The organism is Glycomyces albidus, assembly GCF_009451885.1.
GTDB lineage: Bacteria > Actinomycetota > Actinomycetes > Mycobacteriales > Micromonosporaceae > Glycomyces > Glycomyces albidus.
The window spans coordinates 1-17,920 of the sequence record NZ_WIAO01000041.1; the positions used below are offsets into that span (position 1 = coordinate 1).

Consider the following 17,920-nt stretch of genomic DNA (forward strand, 5'->3'; position numbering starts at 1 on the left):
ATGGTCTTCGCGGCCGTCCCGGCGCTCGCCGCGGCGCTGATCCTGACCGGCGCCGCGCCGCCCGCACCGGTCGCCCTCGGCGCGCTGTGCCTGCTCGCCGCCGCCGGCCACCTCGCCCTGCGCCGGGCGCTCGACCGGGCCCGCATCGCCGCCGCGAAACCCGGGCACGGCAAGCCCTCCCGCCCGGGGCACCTCCCCGAATCGAAGCGCCTCATGCTCGAGCAGCTCGAGTCCCGGCTCCTCCACGGCTGGTCGGTCTCCGCCGGCGCCGCACTGACCGAGATCGCCGAATCCGACTCGGGCCACTACGAGAGCCAGGTGCGCGCCCTCGCCGCGCTCTGCGCCCACCGTGCGGCATGCGCCGGCCGGACCCCGCGCGAACTCGACCTCGACATCGTCATCGTGTCCACATTGAACCTCCGCGGGGGGACGACCTCCGCGAACGAGGCCGAGATCCTCGCCTACCGCTCCGCCGGCCTCAAGGTCGGCCTCGTGCACCACCCGGTCAAGGACCGCGCCATGGACCGGCCCCTCGAGCCCCGGCTGCTCGAACTCGTCGACGGCGAGCACGTCGTCCGCATCCACCCCGAGGACACCGTCCGCTGCGACCTCGCCATCGTCCGGTTCCCCGTGGCGCTGAACGACCTCATGGAGGACCGCCCGCGGATCGAGGCCGCGAAGATCGTGCTGCTGGTGAACCAGACCCCGTTCGAGGAGTACGGGCTCGACGGCGGGTACGGGACCGCCTGGAGCATCCGCGACGTGCACCGCAACGTCACCGAGTGGCTCGGCCCCCACACCTGGTACCCGATCGGCCCGGCCGTGCGCAAGGTCCTGCTCGAGCACCACGCCGACGAGATCGCCGGGATCGACCTGGCCGCCGACTACTGGTACGAGACGATCGACGCCGCCGCGTGGACGCCCGAGCGGCCGCGGGTCCGCGCCGGCGGCGAGCCGTTCCGGCTCGGCCGGCACAGCCGCGACCACGTCACCAAGTTCCCGAACATGGCCGCGCGCCTGCGCGCCGCCTATCCGGACGCCGACGACGTGGAAGTGCACGTCCTCGGCGGCCACAACTCGCTCAGGCGCCTGCTCGGGGAGATCCCGCCGCGCTGGACCTCGCACCCGTTCGGCTCCATGTCCGCAGTGGACTTCCTGGCGGGCCTCGACGCCTACTCGTACTTCATCGACGAGAACCTCGTCGAAGCGTTCGGCAGGGCGCCGCTGGAGGCCATGGCCGCGGGCGTGCCGTGCATCCTGCCGCCGAGCTTCGCCGAGCTGTTCGGCGACGGCGCCCTCTACTGCGAACCGGACGGCGTCGCCGCCCACGTGCGCCGCCTCGCCGACGACCCCGACTACCGGGCCGAGCGCGCCGCGGCCGGCCTGCGCGTGGTGCACGAGCGGTTCTCCCCGGCGGCCCTGCTGCACCGGGTGAGCGGGCTCGGTGTCGCCCTCGACCGCCCGCGCGTCCCCGCACCGAACGCGCCCGCCGTGCCCAGCCTTGGAGGCGCCCGATGAAGCCGACCGCGACCCCGCCCGCCCGCCGCCGGTTCGACCGGCGGGCCGCCATCGTCGCCGTCGCGGCCGCCACCGCAGCCGCGGCACCGATCGCCCTGCCGCCCTTGGCCGCCGCAGCGGTGACCGGGTTCGCGGCCCTCGGCTTCGCCGGGCTCTGCTGCCGCACCGCCGTCCGGCTCCGGCGCCTGCGCCGCGACGTCGCGGCGGGCGAGCGGACGGCCCTGCTGCTCCACCGGCTCGCCCGCGCCGCCGCGCACGACCCGGGCACCGTCCGGCGGATACGCCGCGTCGCCGAGGCCCTCGCCGGAGGCTTCCCGGTCTCCGCCGCCGACGAGGCCCGCGCGGTCGCCCGATCCGGCGGAGCCCACATCAGCGAACGGCTCGCGCTCGTGCGCTCGATCGCCGAATGGCAGCGCGCCGACCGGCAGTCGCCCCCGCCGGCCGGCCGCGCCGGGTTCGACATCGTCGTCGTCTCCCACTTCGGCCTCCCCGGCGGCACCACCTCCGCGAACGAGGCCGAGATCAAGGTCTGGCGCGACCACGGCCTCAAGGTCGGCCTGCTCCACCACCCCGTCTACGACTGGGAGCCGAACGCGCCGGTCCACCCGCGCATCCAGGCCCTCGTCGACGGCGGCGCGGTCAGCCTCATCGACCGGGAAGCGGCCGTCGAGTGCGACCTCGCGCTCGTGCGCCTGCCGATCGTGATGATGAAACCGCTCGAGCGCCGCCCCGAGATCAGCGCCCGCCGCACCGCCGTCCTGGTCAACCAGACCCCGTACCAGTACTACGGCGACACCGGGCCCCGCCGCCCCGCCTGGGACGTCGCCACCGTCGCACGCAACGTCGAGCAGTGGCTGGGGCGCCCGCACTGGTACGCGGGCGGGCCGCGCGTCCTCGCCGCCCTGCATGAGCACCACGCCGCGGAGATCGCCGGACTCGACCTCGACCCCGAACCGTGGAACGAGGTCATCGAGGTCGCCGACTGGCGCCTCGACGGGCGCCGCGAACCAGACGGCCGCATCCGCATCGGCAGGCACTCCCGCGACCACGAGCTGAAATGGCCCGAGGACCGGCGGACGCTCCTCCAGTGCTACCCGGAGCGGGACCCGTTCGAGATCCACGTCCTCGGCGGTGCCGAGGTGCCGTCCCGGATCCTCGACGGCCTGCCCGCCAACTGGACCGTCCACGAGTTCGGCGCCGTGCCCGCTCGGGACTTCCTCGCGCGGATCGACGTCATGTCGTACTTCATCGCCTCCGACGGCCTCGAGGCGTTCGGGCGCGCCCCGCTCGAAGCGATGGCCGCCGGAGTGCCCGTCATCATGGACCCGCAGTTCGAACCCACGTTCGGCCCGGCCGCCGTCTATTGCGGACCGGCGGAGGCGGCGGCCGCCGCCGAGCGGCTCGCCGCCGACCCGGACGCGTATGCCGCGCAGCGGTCCGCGGCCTGGGACCACCTCGACCGCCACTTCTCGGCCCGGGCGCTCATGGAGCGGCTGCCGCTCGGCTCCGCCTCGGAACGGCCGCGGCAGTGGACCGCGCCGGGCCGGGCAGGCGATCGTCGCCGGGTTCCGGCCGCGGCCGACGACCGGGGATGAGCCTCCCAGGCGCATCGAACGGGTAGGGCAGGTTCGCGGCCGGCTCGCAGCCGAGCCGGTTCCGCGTGGCCGCCGCCGTCGTAGTCGCCGACGGCGGCGGCCGACTTCGAACGTCCCGGCCGCAGTAGAACCGGCCGCTGTCGAGCCGGCCACGATTGGGCCGGGCCGAGGTCGGTCGGGCCGCAGTAGCACCAGTCGCTGTCGATCCGGCCACAGTTGGGCCGGGCCGCCGTCGAATGGGCCGCAGAAGAACCCGGCACGGTCCAACCGGCCACAGTCGAACGGTCACACGGTCGAACAGGCCGCACAGTCGAACGGTCACACAGTCGAACGGGCCGCACAGTCGAACCGCCCGCAGTCGAACCGGCCGAGGCGCGACGTCCGCGCCGCTCGGCCCGGCGTCGAAGGACAGCACTCGGGCCGCCGCGCCGCCCCTCCCCGAATCGCATGGTCCGCCCGTGGCGGGTTTGAACCGGCCGGTGCACCCCGGAACACGACCGTCCATATTCGGCGTCGAATCCGAAAGCGTTTCAGGACGAAATCATTCCAAATAGGTGCAACATCGCAGAAAATCGCTAGGCTCCGATTCGTGATCCTCGCTTTCATGCGGCGGCACCGCCTCGCCGTCGTCGCCGCCGTCGTACCGCTCGCGGTCCTGCTCGCCACGGCCGTGACTGCCGCGCCGCCACCGGACGGGACGTCGCCGCGCACCGTCCAATCAGAACAGCAGACGGACGGGAACCCGGAAGCCGGCCGAGTCTCACTGGCGAGCCCGGGCGCGACCTTCGACCTCCTCGGCCGACCCGAACCGCTCGGCACCGGCGCGCTGACAGGGGTGGTCGACCTCTCGCAGCAGCCGGGGGAGCAGGCCGTCACGACCGCGAACCTGGTCCTCGCGGGGGCCGGCGGGCCGGGGGCCGACTTCGGCAAGACCTCGGTCTCCCTGCGCCCCGACAGCCCCGCCGACTACCGGTACAACCCCGCCGAGGAGGCCATCGTCGTCGAGACCGGCCTCGAATTCCAGGTCGAGCGCGCCCCCGGCATCGGCGTCGACGGCAAACCCGTCTTCTTCTACACCAGCGCACTCCGGCTCCTGCCGACAGAGGCCGCGGACCCGGAGGTGCTCCCCCTCGACGGCCGGACGTTCGCCCTGCCCAGCCCGGTGCTCCTCTGGGAGGGCGCGGCAGGGTTCACCGGCTCCGAGCCCGTCGGCATGCTCAGCGGCCTCGAGATCACCGTCACGCTCCCCACCCAGTCGAAAGGACACGGGGCATGAAGTCGAAAGCGCGCCGGCGCTTGGCGGTGCTCGCCTCAGGAGTCATGTCAGCGCTCATCGCCGGCATCCCGTCGTTCGCGCAGGAGACGGCCGACCGCGGGCCCGTCCTCGAGTTCGCGTCCGCCACCTGCGGCGCCGGAGGCGACCTGGAAGCGGAGTTCCTGCTGACCGAGCCGATCGGCGCACCCGCCCATCCCGAGTACTCGTACGTCGTCGCCGACGCCCGCGTCGAGGCCGCCGGCGCGCAGCCGTCAGCGGTCGCGGGCACCCTCCAGCCCGGCGCCGAACTGCCCGGCCCCGGTGAAGGCTCGCTCTCCGGCAGCGCGTTCGTCGCGCCCGGCGGCGACCGCGTCACGTTCACGGTCGAACTCGACCGGGTCCCCGGCGGCGGCACGAGCACCGTCCGGGGCGAGACCGTGCTGGAACCGTGCGAGCCGGCCGCTCCCCGCGACCCGGCCGCTCCCCGCAACGAGCTCGAAGACCCCGACCGGGTGTGGGGCCCGTACGGCGCCAAGCGGACCATCCCGACCCACGTCTCGCCCCCGGGCGGCCAGACCACCCATCCGAGCGTCCTCCACATCCCCGGCGGCTGGAACGGCTACCGGTACTGGATGGCGCACACCCCCTATCCCGGCGGCAACTCCGCGCACGAGGACCCCAACATCGTCGCCTCCAACGACGGCGTCACCTGGGTCGTGCCGCGCGGCCTGCGCAACCCGATCGACAACCAGCCCGGGCTGCCCGGGCCCTACAACTCCGACACCGAACTGGCGATGGGCCCGTCGAAGACGATGTACCTGTTCTGGCGGGTCGTGATCCCCGACCGGGCGGAGGAGCGCATCAAGTACTCGACCTCGTCCGACGGCGTCCACTGGTCGGCGCCCGCCGAGGCGCTCCGCAGCTCCATGCGCGTGCGCCGGCCGCTCTCGCCGGCATTCCTCTACGAGGACGGCCGCTGGGTCATGTGGGCGATCGACATCCTCCGATCCCCTAACCGCGTCGAGTACGCCGAGGGCGGACCGACGCCCGCGAAGGCCGGCTGGGACTCGCCGGTCCGGGTGGACGTCGGGTCGATGCAGCGGAACAAGGAGCCGTGGCACCTGTCGATGACCAAGGACGGGGACGACTACATCGGCCTGCTCAACGACACCGTGATCGGCTCCACCGGGCGCGAGGGCGACCTGCTGTTCCTCGCAGGCGAGACCCCCGACGAGTTCGACAACTCCGGCACGTCGGTCGTGCCGCGGACCCAGCCGAACCGCCACGACCACCTGTACCGGGCGACCATGGTCGTGGACGACGGGTCGGGCGAGCCCGGGTACCGGATGTGGTACTCGGCGCGCTTGGCGCTCAACCCGGACGTCTGGAACGTGTTCGACACGGTCCTCCACGGCACCGAGGTCCAGCCGGCGCGGTAGCCCGTCAGCGCGATGTCAGCACCGTGTCAGCCCGCCCGCCGACACTTGCTCCATCAAGGCGAAACCGCCGACGAACACCACCGCTAGAAGGAGCGAACCGACATGCCGAACCTGACCCTCACCGCCCAGGACGAGATCACCATCCGCACCGCCGCCTGGGGCACCGTCTCCCTCATGTCCGCCGCCGGCATCGCCGGGTCGGCCCACAAGGTCGGCACCGACGCCTCGCTGGCGCTGGCCTCGGCCACCGGCGCGGTCGGCCACGTCGTCGCCTCCGCCAAGGGCGCCAAGCTCAAGGGCAAGTCCACCGCAGAACTCGCCGACCACGTCTTCCCGGCCCTCACCGAGTCCGTCCGCATCCTCGGACAGGACCCGGAGGAGCTCGAGAACTTCCGGACCCTGATCGGCATCGTCATCGACGCGGCGAACCGCGCCCACCGCGGCGGGCCCAGCCCCGTCATGGCCGAGATGGCCCGCAAGATCAACGAGGCCCTCGACGCGTAGCACCCCGACCTCCTCGGGCCCGAACGAAGGGGCCGGCCGCATCGGCGGACCGGCCCCTCGTCGCGTCATTTCCGGAACACCGACCGCACGAGTTCTCCGATCTCCACGGTCAGATCCTCTACGGACTTGCCGGCGGGACCGAAGTACTCGTCCTCGAAGCCGTTCCCGCCTGGGATGTCCCGGCTCTCGACGGTCAGCCGGAGGTTGCCGGCGGAAGCGATGCATTCATACCTGGACGTGTCGAGGTCGGTGTTGACCTGCCTGCAGAGGCCGTGCTCCCAGCCGTCGAGGGATTCGCGCTCCGCATACCAGTCCTCGGACCCGAGGCCCAGGCTCTCCTCGACCGATGGGTCGAACGGACCGAACTCCCGGTCATCGTCGAGCTCGATCGTCATCGTCAACTGCTGCCCACCGCCGTCGGGTGAGGCCGACCTCCAGATCCACACGCATTCATAGCGGTGGAAGGACTCGCGATCCGCCACTTCGGGCGGCTCGGCGGAGGGTTCCTCCCAGTCGAGGAGCCCCGCGGCGGTCGACTCATCGCCCAGGCAGGTGTCCGACCAGGATTCAGGGACGGCGAATCGGTAGTCGAGGTCGAACCGCATCAACCAGGGAATCAGTCCGAGGACGGCGGTCAGGCCGACAACGACGCCCCCCGCGAGCAGCATCCGCCGCCTGGACCAGGGAGCCCATTTCCACCTAGAGGCTGGATTCATGACTGAAGGTATCCGAATCCACCTCTCCCGCGCCAGGTGGCGCAGGAATCGCGATCTTGCTCATGGTCCACTCGCTGCGAAGCGCGTCGATCTCGTCGAAAATGTCCTCATCGGCGGTGTTGACGGCCGTCTCCAGCTCCGTGAGATTGCCGTCGATCCCGTTGACGAACTCCCCCAGATTCTTCGCGGACATCTCCTTCTCCGACTGGTACACGCTGTACGCGCCGGAGGCCAGGGCGCCGGCGCCGCCACCTATGGCTGATAGGAGGGCCGCCGCACCGGCGGCGGCGGCCAGACCGAACCCCATGGTCGCGAGGCCGATGACCGTGACCGCCACTGCGACGGTCAGGGTGGTCTGCGACTCCCAGTAGGCTTCGATCAGACCCGTCGCCAGCTCGATCGCGCCTTTGATCTGGCTTCGGAGAGCCTCGTTCGCCTGGGTGACCGTGTCGTCAAGGGACTTGCACGCGTTGATCGCCGCAGCGAGGAGCTCCGCTTGGCGCGCCTGGGCAGGGGCATATCCCGAGAAGTACTCCTCGAACGCTTCAGCAGCGTCCCCGTACCAGTTTCCGATTTTGTTCAGTATGTTCCCCGGTGCGCCTTCGAGATCGACCATTTCCAAGGCGATCGATTCGAGCGCGGCCTGGGCGACTCGAAAGGGCTCGGGCTCGATGCCGGCGATGCGCCTGCATCGATCGGGGAACACGCCGAGAATGTCCAGGCCGCCACCCGGATACCGGTCGTCGACCTGCCCGAGCGCGTTCTCGTAGTACACAGGGAAGCTCGGGGCACCGGCGAGCGAGGCGGCTGCGGTCAGCACATCCCAGTCCGCCACCGCCTCTTCAAGGGCGGCCAGCTCCCTGACTTTGGCCGCCAGCTCGGAGAGATCGTTCTCGAGCTGGTCGAGCGTGTACCGTTCTGCCACCGCAGTCGATTCCTTCCGAGGTAATGGGTTCAGCCGTTCTGGAGGGGGTTGCCGCTGTCCGCGTCCGGATAGACCGGCGCCGGCGTCGGCCGAGGTGTTGTGCCCGTGGGGAAGTCCTCGGCTTTGAAGGACTCGAAGTCGGCTCGGGTCGTATCGTCCGTGTCGGCGTAGTTCTCGGTGACTTCGACAAGGGTGGCCGCGGCCGTCTCGATGTTCTCGCTGCTTCGCGCGAAGGCGTACTGGACATCGTCTCGGAGTGACACCAGTGCAGAGCCTGAGCGGAGGGCGCTTTGGCCTCGCCCTACGGATCCGCCCACCGGGGCCGGGTCCAGATTGCAGGAGCGGGTCTCATCGACCGTTGAAGAGAAGTCGCCGTAGAGCCGCGCGAGCGGGCGAAGTTCGTTTTGGGCCACTTCATACAGCTCGTAGAGGTCGGCGGTGAACTGGCCGCCATCGCCGGGGGAGTCGGGCATGCGGGTGCTCCTGGGGTCACAGGGGAAAGGCGCGTCGTTGCGGGGTTACTGGAGGTTACTACGGAATTGTGCCGGTTGGGGTACACGGTTGCCGGGGCACTGCGAAGGGGCCGGCCGCATCGGCGGACCGGCCCCTTGTTCGCGTCCTCAGCCTTTGATGGCGCCGGTGAGGACGCCGGAGGTGAAGTAGCGCTGGAGGAACGGGTAGACGACGAGGATGGGGACGGTGGCGAGGACGATGACGGCCATTTGGAGGGTGACGCCGGGTGGGGGCGGGGCGTCGCCGGGGAGGGTGGCGCCGGGGATCTGGACGCCGGCGAGGACGTATTGCTGGAGGACGACCTGGATGGGCCATTTCTCGGCGTCGTTGAGGTACAGGAGGGCGTTGAAGTAGGTGTTCCAGTAGCCGACGGCGTAGAACAGGCCCGTGACGGCGAGGACCGGTTTCGACAGCGGCAGGACGATCTGGAGGAAGATCCGCCATTCGCCGGCGCCGTCGATCCGTGCGGCTTCGATGAGTTCTTCGGGGAGTCCTTGGAAGAAGTTGCGGATGACGATCATGTTGAACGCGGAGATGAGGCCGGGGATGATCAGCGACCAGGTCGAGTCGAGCAGACCGAGGTATTTGATGAGCATGAAGTTGGGGATGATGCCGGCGGAGAAGAACATGGTGGCCAGGACCATGATCAGGACGGCTTTGGCGCCGGGGACTTGCCGCGTCCTCGCCAGGCCCCAGGCGAGCATCGAGGTGGCCGCGAGGGACAGGACGGTGCCGACGACGGTGATGAACAGCGAGTTCTGCAAGCCTTGAGTGACGGTGCCGCCGTTGAAGATGGCGCGGTAGGCGTCGAGGGAGAACTCGGTGGGGAAGACGACGCCGGCGCGGGCCTGGGAGGGGGCGGCGAAGCTCATCGCGATCACGTAGACGAGGGGGTACAGCATGGTGATCACGATCAGGGCGATCACCACGGCTTTGACCGCGCGGATGCCCGGGGAGGGCGGACTGAGCCAGGGAGCGCCGGCGCGGCGCTGCTGCGCGAGTGAGGCCATCAGTAGATCCCTTCTCCGCCGAGTCGTTTGGCGATCTTGTTGGCCGACAGCACGAGGATGGTGCCGATGACGCCTTTGAGGAGCCCGGCGGCGGTCGCGATGCCCCATTGGCCGCCGAGGACGCCTCTGAAGTAGACGAACGTGTCGAGGACTTCGGCGGCTTCGGCGCCGACCATGGGCTGCTGCAGCAGGAGTTGTTCGAAGCCGACGGTGAGGATCGACCCGATGTTGAGGATGAGCAGGAGCGTGGCGACCGGGACGAGGGCGGGGAGGGTGATGTGCCAGGTCCGCTGCCAGCCCGAGGCGCCGTCGATGGCGGCGGCCTCGTAGCGGTCGTTGGGGATGCTCGCGATCGCGGCGAAGAAGATGATGGTCCCCCAGCCGCAGTCCTTCCAGATCACCTGCGCCACGACGAGGAGCTTGAAGGAGTCCGCGTTCGTCATCGCGTCGAACCCGGGCATCCCGAAGTCGGCCAGGAGGTTCGCGACCATGCCGCCGCCGCCGAGGACCTGCTGCCACACCGAGATCACGATGACCCACGACAGGAAGTACGGCAGGTACACCACGGTCTGGACCATGCGCTTGACCCGCTCCGACAGGAGCGAGTTCAGCAGCAGCGCGAGCGCGATCGGCGCCGGGAACGCGAAGACCAGTTGCAGCACCGCGATGACGAGCGTGTTGCGCAGGGCCATGAGCACTTCGGGGTCGGCCGTGATGGCCGCGAAGTTCGCGAAGCCCACCCACGGCGAGCCCTCGATCCCGCGGAACGGCGTGTACTCCTGGAACGCGACGACGTTGCCGAGCATCGGCACGTACGCGAACACCAGGAAGAACAGCGCGCCCGGGACGATGAACGTGTACGCCCAGCGCTCCCGCCAGATGCGCTGGCGCAGCGACGGTTTCCGCTGCTTCGGCGGGGTGGGCCCCGGGGCCCGCTCGCTGCGGGTCCCGGGGTCGGCGGCGGTCTGGACGCTCACTTGCCCGCGTCCTTGAGCGCCTGCGTGTACTCGTCCTTGACCATCGTGCCGCCCTGCGACATGTAGTTGTCCACGAAGGACTGGAGGTCGTCGGCCGATTCGCGGCCGGTGACGACGCCGCGTTCGAAGTCGTCCCAGAGGGTCTGGAGCTGGGCGCCCTTGGCGACGAACGTGCTCGAGGCGCCTTCGAGGCCGGTCAGGGGCCGGTCGACCGAGTTCTGCGCCATGGCCTCCATGACCTGGGAGAAGGACTCGGCCCACGCGGCCTGGTTCGGGTGGCCGCGGTAGGAGTTGTCGCCGGAGACCACGCCGACATACTGGACGTTGAGCTCGGTGGCGTGCTCACCGGTGGCGACGGGGATGCCGTTCTCGTCGAAGGTGAAGTGGCGTCCTTCGATGCCGCTGGCGATGAAGAGGGCCTCTTCGGACCCGTACGGGGCCGAGAGGTAGTCGAGCACGTTGAGGATCTCGGTGAGCCGGTCCTCGTCCTCGGCGGCCGCGGCGGAGACGCAGGTGGAGCGGCCGTAGGGGATGTTGCGGACGACGAGCTGCCGCGTGCCGTCGAAGCCGGGGAGATCGAAGTAGTCGAAGGTGGCTCCGGGCAGGTCGCGCTCCTTGAGCGCCAGGCCGTCCGGGCCGGTGAACATGGCGCCGACGGCTTCCCAGGAGAAGGCCGCGCCGGAGACGATGTCGGCCGGGTTGGTGGTCATGGCGACCGGGTCGAAGACGCCTTCGGCCCACGCCTGGGCGAGCCATTCGAGCATCGCCTTGTAGTTCTCGGTCTCGGTGGCGTGCACGAGCTCGCCGTCGTCGCCGAGCTGCCAGTCGGGGCCGACCTTGAACAGGCGGCGCCACATGACGGGCTCGTACTTGTTGATCCCGTAGACCTGCTGGCCGCCGGGGCCGGTGCCGAGCGCGGTGACCTCCTTGAGGACGGTGAGGAGCTCGTCGGCATTCGCGGGCGCGAGGCCGACGCTGGTCTGGCCGACCAGGTCGGTGCGGACGATCGGGAGGTTGGTGAGGGCCCAGACGGTCGAGGGGACCTGGTAGATGCGGCCGTCCTTGAGGCTGGCCTGCCAGATCTCCTCGCGGCGGGCGGCGAGGTTGGGCCACTTGAGGATGTTGTCGCCGGAGAAGACCTCGGAGAGGTCGGCGAAGGCGCCGTCCCTGATGCCCTGGAGGTTGACGGCCGACTGGTCGTTGACGAACACGAGGTCGGGGACCTCGCCGGAGGCGAGCATGGTGGCGAACTTCTGGTCGAAGGTCGGCTGCGGCACGAACTGCGGCTCGAAGCTGACACCGAGGCGCTCGTTGAGTTCGGCCCAGTACTCGTTGCCGTCCTCGAGGGGCATGGACGGGTCGCCCCAGGTGAGCTGGAAGGTGGTGACGGCGCCGCCGGAGCCGGGTTCGCGGTCGACGGACTTGAAGAAGGTCTTCACCGGCTCGGTGTAGACGTTCTCCATCCCGGGGGTGTCGCTGGTGAAGTAGGGCTGGACGTCGAGTTCGGGCGCGGCCTGGAACGTGGGCATGTCGTAGGCGCCGCCGACCGCGCCGCCGACGCGGTTGTCGGAGCAGCCGGCGGTCGTGGCGCCGACCGTGGCGGCGGTGGCGGCGGCGCCGACCGCGCCGAGCAGCCTGCGGCGTGAGAATTCGACCATGTGAGGGGCCTCCTTCGAAATGGTTCGGACTATTGAGGGATCTTGCAGGTCAGAAGGTAGAGAACGGTATCATTAAATATCTATATGAGTCAATAATGCTCGCCCTCTTGCTGGATGACTGAGAGAGAGAACGCTTTCTAAGCGTCATGCCTGCCTCCAGAGCGTGTCCGGGTCGACCCGGTGGACCAGGGCCTCGCCGCGCGCCCAGCGTTCGGCCTCCTCGACCATGAACAGCCCCATGCGGGACAGCTCGTTGCCGTGCGAGCCGGCGACGTGCGGGGTGAGGAAGGCGTTCGGCAGGTCGTACAGCGGGGACTCGGCGGGGAGCGGTTCGGGGTGGGTGACGTCGATGACGGCCGAGAGGCGGCCCGCGGCGACCTCGGCGGTGAGCGCGTCGGTGTCGACGAGGCGGCCGCGGGCGGTGTTGACGACGACGGCGCCGTCCTTCATGGCGGCCAGGCGCTCGGCGCCGATGAGGCCCGCGGTCTCGGCCAGGTCGGGGGCGTGGACGCTGACGATGTCGCAGCGGGCCACGAGCGCGTCGAGGTCGACCAGTTCGGCCCCGAGCGCGGCCGCTTCGGCCCCGTCGAGGTACGGGTCGGCGACGAGGACCTCGAAGTCGAAGGGCCGCAGCAGTTCGATGACGCGGCGGCCGATCTTGGAGGCGCCTATGACGCCGATGGTGCGCCCGAAGTTGCCGATCCCGGGGTGGACGTAGCCGAGTTCGAAGGACCGCTGCGCCCGGAACTGCTCCCGCAGGGTGAAGATCCCCTTGCCCGCCATCAGGATCGAGGCGAGCGTGTACTCGGCCACGGGCAGTGCGTTCGCGCCGGACGAGGACGAGACCGCGAGGCCCCGCGCCCAGCCCTCCTCGCCGATGATCGACTTCACGGTCCCGGCCGCGTGGAGCACGGCCCGCAGCCGCGGGGCCTTCGCGAGCGCCTCGGCGTCGAGCCGCGGGGTGCCCCAGCTCGAGACGAGCACCTCGGCCTCGGCGAGCACCGGCTGCACGGCAGGGTCGGCGTAGTCCCGGGCGATCAGACCGGGGTCGAGGTCGAGCGCGTCGCACAGGCGCCGCAGGAGGGGCTCGGGGAAGAGGAGGGGGAGGAACTCGGGGCTCATGGCGAGCAGCGCCCTCGGTCGGTCAGCCACGCGGGGTCCTTCGATCAGCCGGATAGATATCGGTTTCTAGATTAGAGATCGTTCACCGACTTGTCGAGCCTCCGCCATCGACGAATCCGCATGGCTCGCCATGGCCGGGGCATATCGAGTGAGCGATCTTCCTGCTAGAAAACCTGATACGGGAATATAACGATTCGGCAACCGCATCGGTGGCTTCTCCTGGATGCTTCCGATCATGCAGAGACCGTTATCTGCAACGGTCTTGATCCGGGCTCCGGCAGCCGCTATCGTCCGCATAGACATATGCCGATATCCGGAAGGACAGTGCATTGGAACGACGTTCGACGGGGCATGTCCCTCGACGAAGGCGCCTGAGCCTCACGGCCGCGGGCGCCGCCCTCGCCACCGGCCTGGGCCTGCTCGCGCTGCCGGCCCAGGCCCAGGCGGCCGGCTACGACGACCTCCTCACCGACCACGTGGTCGCGATCAACGAGACCGTGAGCGACGCCGGGTTCGTCCACCCCGGCGTGGGCCTCACGGCCGACGACCTGCGCAACGCCCAGGAGATGGCCCGATCCGGCCAGGAGCCGTGGGCCTCGTACTTCGAAGCGATGGCCGCGACCTCGTTCGCGTCCACCGCGTACCGGGCGTCGAACTCGCAGTCCGCGAGCCGGCCGGACGTGGCGCTCGACCCGAACTTCACCCACGTGGGCCTGCGCCACCGCGAGACCAACGACGCCTTCGGCGCCCTCACACAAGCCCTCATGTGGACGGTCACCGGCGACGAGGTCTACCGCCGCAACGCGATCCAGGCCCTGCGCACCTGGGCCAGCATGAACCCCGACGGCTACGCGTACTTCGCCGACGCCCACATCCACACCGGGCACCCGCTCTACCAGTTCCTCATGGCCGCCGAGATCATCCGCGCCACCGAACCGGTCCCCGACGACACCCCCGGCACCTACGGCGGCTACGACGTCACCTGGTCCGCCGAGGACGACGCGGACCTCGTCGGCAACTTCGCCCAGCCGGTCGTCGACACGTTCCTGTACTCGAACGAGCGGTGGATGAACCAGCACAACTTCGGCCTGTTCGGCCGGATCGCGACCGCGATCTACGCCGACGACGCCGAGGGCTACGCCACCGGCGTCGAGTGGTTCACCGTCAACTCCGGCGACACCGCCTACGACAACGGCGCCATGGCCCCGCAGATGCCGCTCATCGACGCCGACGACCCGGCCAACCCGTACGGCGCCGACTTCGTGCAGGTCCGCGAGATGGGCCGCGACCAGGCGCACGGCGAGTGCAACATCGACAACTTCACCGGCCTCGCCCGGATGCTCGAAGTCCAGGGCACCAGGGTCGACCCGGCCGCCGGCACCGTCTCCGACGCGCCGGACGCCGTCAGCGCCTACGACTTCCTCGACCGGCGCCTCCTCGACGGCGCGAACGCCTTCTGGGGCTTCATGATGGGCGCACCCACCCCGTGGATCGACGAGACCGGCGAGGGCGGGTACCTCTCCCAGGCGTACCGCGGCCGGCTGTTCAACCCGGTCAACGAGCTCTACTACGAGTACGCGCTCGAACGCGGCGTCGACGTCGCGGCCGAGGCGCCGCACGTCGCCGAGCTCGCCGACCGCATGACCGGCCCCTACTACTGGTACGGCACGGGCGTCGCGAACTTCTGGGCGCCGGGCGACAAGAACCCCGAGTACTGGGTCGCCTTCCCCGAGGAGCTCGCCGGCACCGAGCCGCCCGCGCTCCCCGAGACCCCGGAGCTGTCCTTCGCCGACGCCGGGCTCGCCCTCGACGAGGGCACTCGGCTCGTCACCGAGGACGGCGCGACCTTCGCGCGCGCCTCGCCCTCCGAGGAGGGCACCACGAGCGTCGTCTCCCGCATGATGTACGGCGCGAACGCCCGCATCGGCGTGCGGTTCCGCAGCGACGGACCCGCCCGACTCGACGTCCTGTCCAAAGAGGAGGCCACCGGTCTGAACCCCGACGAGCAGGAGGCGAAGGTCCTGGCCTCGCTCGAACTGCCCGACACCGGCGGCGAATGGCGGTACGTCACCTACCCGGCCGGCGGCCAGAACGTCAACTTCTTCCGCCTCACCGGCGCCGAAGGGACCGCGGTCGACCTCGGCGGCGTGACCCTCTCGGGCGCCACCGACCTCACCGCCCCCGTCTTCGACGCCGCTGAGGACGCCTTCTACCTGACGGCGCGCGAGGAGTCGGTGATCGACCTCTCGGCCACCGACACCGAAGGGACCGTGGCGTACTCGGCCACGGGGCTCCCGCGCGGCGCCGCGTTCGACACCGCCACCGGCATCCTGACGTGGGAGCCGGCCAAACGCGACAACCGCCGCTACGACGTGCAGATCACCGCCGACGACGGCGAATCGGTCGCGGCCCGCACCGTCGAGCTCGTGGTCGCCCCGAACCGCCGGGGCACGATCGACGCCGCCGTCAAGGACGGCACCGACCGGCACGCCGTCTACACCACCGCCACCCGCGAACCGTACGAAGCCGCACTCGACGCGGCCCGCGACGCCGCCGGCGGCACGCAGGCGGGGTTCGAGGCCGCCCTCGCCGCCCTCCAGGACGCGATCGACGCCCTCGAACTGCTCGATCCGCGCCTCGCCGACGACACGTTCGACTACTCGGATGCGGTGACCCCCACCGGCATCAGCGCCGCCGCGGTCGACGCACTCGCCGACGGCGACACCGGCTCCCACAGCGGCGACCTGCGGTCGGGCTCGTTCACGCTCGACTTCGGCACCCGGTACCGCATCTCGGCCGACGCGTTCGCGTTCCAGGCCCGCGTGCTGTTCCCGAACCGCTCGCAGGGCACCAACGTCTACGGCTCGCACGACGGCATCGCCTGGGACCTCCTCACCGAGCACCCGACCACCGAGACGAGCCGCCCCGAGACGATCCCGGTCGTCCCCGAGCACGCCGGCGAGGCGTACCGGTACCTGAAGCTCCAGGTCGACGAGCCCGGGACCCCGACCGACCCGGCCTACCCGGGCATCTGGTCCATCGGCGAGTTCCGCATCCACGGCGAGCGCAGCGAAGTGCCGGGGACCGTCACCACCGTCTCGGTGACCTCCCCGGACGCCTTGGCGGGCAGGGTGACCGCGGGCGACACCGTGCACGTGTCGTTCGCCGGCCCGACCGCGATCACCGACGTGGCCGTCACCATCGCCGGCCAGGCCCTCGATGCCGCCTCGGAGGACGGCCTGACCTGGACCGCCACCGGCGTCCTCGGCGACCTCGAGGGCGGCGGCCGGCTCGACCTCGCGATCGACCACACCACCGCCGCCGGCGACGCGGCCGCCACGGTCCACGGCTCCACCGACGGGACCGCCCTGTACGGCTCCGACGAACGCAACCTCGTCGACCTCGCCGCCGCCGACGTCGTCACCGCCGCAGGCGAACCCGACACCGCGAAGGCCCCGCACGCCGCCGCCGTGCTCGACGGGAACGCCGCCACGTTCAGCGACGTGCCCGCCGTCGACGGCGAGTCCTCACTGATCTGGGACCTCGGCGACGGCGCCCGGCTCGCACTCGACCGCGCCGACTTCCTCGCCCGCCAGGACAACAACGGCATGATCCGCATGGCCGACCTCGTCCTGGAAGGCTCGAACGACCTCCGGGAATGGACGACGCTGACCGACCCGACCGTGAAGACCCTGTCCTGGCAGCATCTCGACGCCTTCGGCGAGGACGGCTTCCGCTACCTGCGCGTCGTGAACGGCGCCGCGATCGCCATCGCGGAGCTGCGCGTCTTCGGCAGCCTCGACCTCGACCTGGAGGCGATCCTCGCCCGCGCCGACGCGGTCGACCCGGACGCGCACTCGCGCGCCTCGGCGATCCGCTTCCAGCGCGAAGCCGACGAGGTGCGGGCCCTCGCCGCCGAGCCTGACACGGACGAGAACGCGCTCGCCCGGCGGCTCCTGGACGCCTGGGCGCTCCTCGAACCCCCGGCCACCTCCCAGGAGGCGACGGTCGAGCAGGCGTGGGTCGCGGCGAGCTCGGCGTCGTGGGACGGCGCGAAGGACGCCGTCGCGAACGGCTGGGCGATGTTCGACGGCGACACCGCCACGTTCACCGACACCGCGACCGCGAGCGGCTGGGTCCGAGTCCTCCCCGCGGACGCGTCGTTCACCGTCGAGACGGTGCGGTTCCACCCGCGCTCGACCCACGTCTCCCGTGCGGTCGGCGTCCGGTTCCAGGGCTCGAACGACGGCGGCGCGACCTGGACGACCTTCGCGACGGCCGCCAACGCCGCCGCGGGCTGGAACACGATCGACCTCGCCCAGGCCGTCGAGTACGGCGCCCTGCGCGTGTACGCGCCGAGCGGCAACACCAACCTCGCCGAAGCCGAGTTCATGGTCGCGGTCCCCGACCGCACCGGCCTCCGGCTCTACCTCGACGAGACCGCCGCCCTGGCGCAGGCCGACTGGACGCCCGAGTCGTGGGCGGCGCTCGCCGCGGCCCGCGACGCGGCCCAGGCGCTCGAACCGGACGCCGCGCAGGCGGAGGTCGACGCCGCGGCCCGCGCCCTCGCGGACGCCGCCGCCGCACTCGAGCCGGCCCAGGAGTGATGCCCGGGGACGTTGTTCCGCCGGTGAGGAGCCCATTCGTCTGACAGGTGAAGGCCTCCGGTCGTGAAGTGGAGCCGTCCA

General features: G+C 70.7%; 13 protein-coding genes. 6 read left to right on the forward strand and 7 right to left on the reverse strand.

Going from position 1 to position 17,920, the window contains the following annotated elements:
• From GFD30_RS22685 to GFD30_RS22705, 5 genes are all read left to right on the forward strand, one after another.
• Nucleotides 1-1,518 (forward strand): glycosyltransferase (locus tag GFD30_RS22685; RefSeq protein ID WP_153027444.1); only part of this gene is annotated, 1,518 nt, incomplete at its 5' end.
• Nucleotides 1,515-3,113: a glycosyltransferase family protein gene (locus tag GFD30_RS22690; protein WP_153027445.1), complete on the forward strand. Its 1,599-nt coding sequence runs from the start codon at nucleotides 1,515-1,517 to the stop codon at nucleotides 3,111-3,113. The genes GFD30_RS22685 and GFD30_RS22690, both read left to right, overlap by 4 nt.
• Before the next feature lie 589 nt (nucleotides 3,114-3,702).
• Complete coding sequence (locus GFD30_RS22695) at nucleotides 3,703-4,389, forward strand: hypothetical protein (protein ID WP_153027446.1); 687 nt, start codon at nucleotides 3,703-3,705, stop codon at nucleotides 4,387-4,389.
• A complete protein-coding gene (locus tag GFD30_RS22700; protein WP_153027447.1) occupies nucleotides 4,386-5,807 on the forward strand; it encodes a hypothetical protein in 1,422 nt (473 codons plus the stop codon). Before GFD30_RS22695 ends, GFD30_RS22700 begins: the two co-directional genes overlap by 4 nt.
• Before the next feature lie 102 nt (nucleotides 5,808-5,909).
• Nucleotides 5,910-6,311 carry a hypothetical protein gene (locus GFD30_RS22705; RefSeq protein WP_153027448.1) on the forward strand — a complete coding sequence of 134 codons (402 nt, stop codon included), beginning with the start codon at nucleotides 5,910-5,912 and terminating at the stop codon, nucleotides 6,309-6,311.
• A gap of 65 nt (nucleotides 6,312-6,376) precedes the next feature.
• On the opposite strand, the gene GFD30_RS22710 is transcribed toward GFD30_RS22705, so the two are convergent.
• The 7 genes from GFD30_RS22710 to GFD30_RS28105 all read right to left on the reverse strand — a co-directional run bounded on the left by GFD30_RS22710 (nucleotide 6,377) and on the right by GFD30_RS28105 (nucleotide 13,262).
• On the reverse strand, nucleotides 6,377-6,979 hold the full coding sequence (locus GFD30_RS22710) for a hypothetical protein (RefSeq protein WP_153027449.1): 603 nt from the start codon (nucleotides 6,977-6,979) through the stop codon (nucleotides 6,377-6,379).
• 31 nt (nucleotides 6,980-7,010) lie between these two features.
• Nucleotides 7,011-7,952 (reverse strand): hypothetical protein, encoded by a 942-nt coding sequence (locus tag GFD30_RS22715; RefSeq protein ID WP_153027450.1) that lies wholly within the window; start codon nucleotides 7,950-7,952, stop codon nucleotides 7,011-7,013.
• Between the two features lie 29 nt (nucleotides 7,953-7,981).
• Nucleotides 7,982-8,425 carry a hypothetical protein gene (locus GFD30_RS22720; protein ID WP_153027451.1) on the reverse strand — a complete coding sequence of 148 codons (444 nt, stop codon included), beginning with the start codon at nucleotides 8,423-8,425 and terminating at the stop codon, nucleotides 7,982-7,984.
• Nucleotides 8,426-8,572: 147 nt separating this feature from the next.
• The gene (locus GFD30_RS22725; protein WP_153027452.1) at nucleotides 8,573-9,475 is read right to left on the reverse strand and encodes a carbohydrate ABC transporter permease; all 903 of its coding nucleotides are present in this window, start codon (nucleotides 9,473-9,475) and stop codon (nucleotides 8,573-8,575) included.
• Nucleotides 9,475-10,452 carry an ABC transporter permease gene (locus GFD30_RS22730; protein ID WP_322633520.1) on the reverse strand — a complete coding sequence of 326 codons (978 nt, stop codon included), beginning with the start codon at nucleotides 10,450-10,452 and terminating at the stop codon, nucleotides 9,475-9,477. Before GFD30_RS22730 ends, GFD30_RS22725 begins: the two co-directional genes overlap by 1 nt.
• On the reverse strand, nucleotides 10,449-12,110 hold the full coding sequence (locus GFD30_RS22735) for a type 2 periplasmic-binding domain-containing protein (RefSeq protein WP_153027453.1): 1,662 nt from the start codon (nucleotides 12,108-12,110) through the stop codon (nucleotides 10,449-10,451). Before GFD30_RS22735 ends, GFD30_RS22730 begins: the two co-directional genes overlap by 4 nt.
• A 144-nt stretch (nucleotides 12,111-12,254) precedes the next feature.
• The gene (locus tag GFD30_RS28105; protein ID WP_322633521.1) at nucleotides 12,255-13,262 is read right to left on the reverse strand and encodes a hydroxyacid dehydrogenase; all 1,008 of its coding nucleotides are present in this window, start codon (nucleotides 13,260-13,262) and stop codon (nucleotides 12,255-12,257) included.
• Nucleotides 13,263-13,561: 299 nt separating this feature from the next.
• Here GFD30_RS28105 and GFD30_RS22745 point away from each other — a divergent pair, with 299 nt between their 5' ends.
• Nucleotides 13,562-17,839, forward strand: coding sequence for a putative Ig domain-containing protein (locus GFD30_RS22745; RefSeq protein WP_153027454.1), 4,278 nt, complete (start codon nucleotides 13,562-13,564; stop codon nucleotides 17,837-17,839).
• The last annotated feature ends 81 nt before the right edge of the window (nucleotides 17,840-17,920 follow it).